The organism is Leisingera sp. F5 (assembly GCF_001593695.1).
In genome coordinates, this window is the sequence record NZ_LUKH01000823.1 from 1 (window position 1) to 1,618 (window position 1,618).

Sequence of the window (1,618 nt, forward strand, 5' to 3'; positions counted from 1 at the left end):
GGTTCAGATTCTGACGCGGGCCGTGCCGCATGGGCTATGCCGTATGGCCCGTAGCATGTGGCCCGTGCCGCATGGGCCGGGCCGCTGTGATGCGCAGCCCGGCCTGCTGTCAGTTGGTGTTGTCAGTCGTTGATGTCGTGGTTGAAGGTCTTCACCTGGCCCTTGGGCAGGGCAAAAAAGCGGCGCATCACCAGCCAGGCCGCCAGCGACAGCACAGCAAAGATCAGCAATAGCGGCGGCAGGCCGAAACCGGCGCCTGCCAGCAACAGCAGGCTGACGGCTGCAGCGCCGATGGCAAAGCCGAGAAAGACAAAGCCGGGCACCAGAACCTCCAGTATGGCTAGCGCCAGCGCCGCGGCGCCCCAGACCCACCACAAGTCCCAGAACGGCATGTCCATCATTTGCCCCCTTTCAGCAGGTTGAAGGCGTTGCCAAAGGCCTCCAGCGCGTGGGCGGGGACCAGGATGGTCTGATTGCCCGCGCCCTTGCCGAGCGCGTTCAGCGATTCCACCTGTTTCAGGGCGACCTGGTACTGCGCTGCCTCGATACCGTTTTCGCGGATCGCCTTGGCGACAACTTCGGTGGCATAGGCCTCGGCTTCGGCCTGGATGCGGCGGGCCTTGGCGGTCTGTTCGGCGGCATAAAGCTCGGCGTCGGCGTTCAGCTCAACCGCGCGTTTTGCGCCCTCGGCCTCGGTCACCTGGGCGCGGCGGGCGCGTTCGGCATTCAGCTGCTGCAGCATCGCGTCGCGGGTGGCCTGATCAAGGTTCACGTCCAGGATCTCGGCGCGGGTGACTTCGATGCCCCAGTCGTCTACCGCGCTTTCGACCGAATGCTGGATCTGCCCGATCAGCTGCGAGCGGTTGGATTGCACCTCGTCCAGGTCCATTTTGCCGATCTCGGCGCGCACGATGCCGGCCACGGTGGTGGCAATGGCGCCGTCCACGTCGCGGATCCGGTAGACGGTCTTTTCCGGCTCCAGGATGCGGTAGAATACCGAAGTGTCGATCTGCACCAGCACGTTGTCCTTGGTGATCGCGTCCTGGGTGGCGTTGGGCAGCTGGCGCTCCAGGATTGACATCTTGTGGCGGGCCACATCCAGGAACGGCACGATGAAGTTAATGCCCGGCCCCAGCACCGAATGCAGGCGGCCGAAACGTTCGATCACGTATTTCTCGGACTGCGGTACGATGCGCACGCCCTTCAGTACCACGATGATCAGCAGGACCGCGCCCAGCAAGTACAGCAGGTTGCTGGAAAGAAGGTCCAGAATCAGGTCTTCGTTCATGAATATGCTTTCTGTTTCAAACGCCTGCGGGCAGGATCCTGCGCCTGTCCCGGCAGGTCAAGATAAACTGCGCCTCAAGAGGCAGAGGGTTTGAGCCGCCGCATCGGGGCCGGGCGGACCCGGTCTTCGATCTCGGCATAGATCAGCGCGGCGATGTTTTTGGAGGAGGTCTTCTCGATCCCTTCCAGCCCGGGGGAGGAATTCACCTCCAGCACCTTGGGGCCGGTTTCCGACCGCAACAGATCCACGCCCGCCACGTTGAGGCCAAAGGCACGGGCGGCGCGGACCGCGGTGGAGCGTTCCTCCTTGGTGATGCGGACGATTTCAGCG

The 1,618-nt window shown here is 63.5% G+C and carries 3 protein-coding genes; all 3 read right to left on the reverse strand.

The annotated features are described in order from the left end of the window. Positions 1 to 122: 122 nt before the first annotated feature. The gene (locus tag A2I95_RS36415) at positions 123 to 398 is read right to left on the reverse strand and encodes a hypothetical protein (RefSeq protein ID WP_291737374.1); all 276 of its coding nucleotides are present in this window, start codon (positions 396 to 398) and stop codon (positions 123 to 125) included. Further along, positions 398 to 1,288: an SPFH domain-containing protein gene (locus A2I95_RS36420; protein ID WP_259985322.1), complete on the reverse strand. Its 891-nt coding sequence runs from the start codon at positions 1,286 to 1,288 to the stop codon at positions 398 to 400. Before A2I95_RS36420 ends, A2I95_RS36415 begins: the two co-directional genes overlap by 1 nt. A gap of 74 nt (positions 1,289 to 1,362) precedes the next feature. Continuing rightward, the coding region (locus A2I95_RS36425; RefSeq protein ID WP_367153202.1) for a RimK family alpha-L-glutamate ligase at positions 1,363 to 1,618 on the reverse strand (256 nt) is incomplete at its 5' end.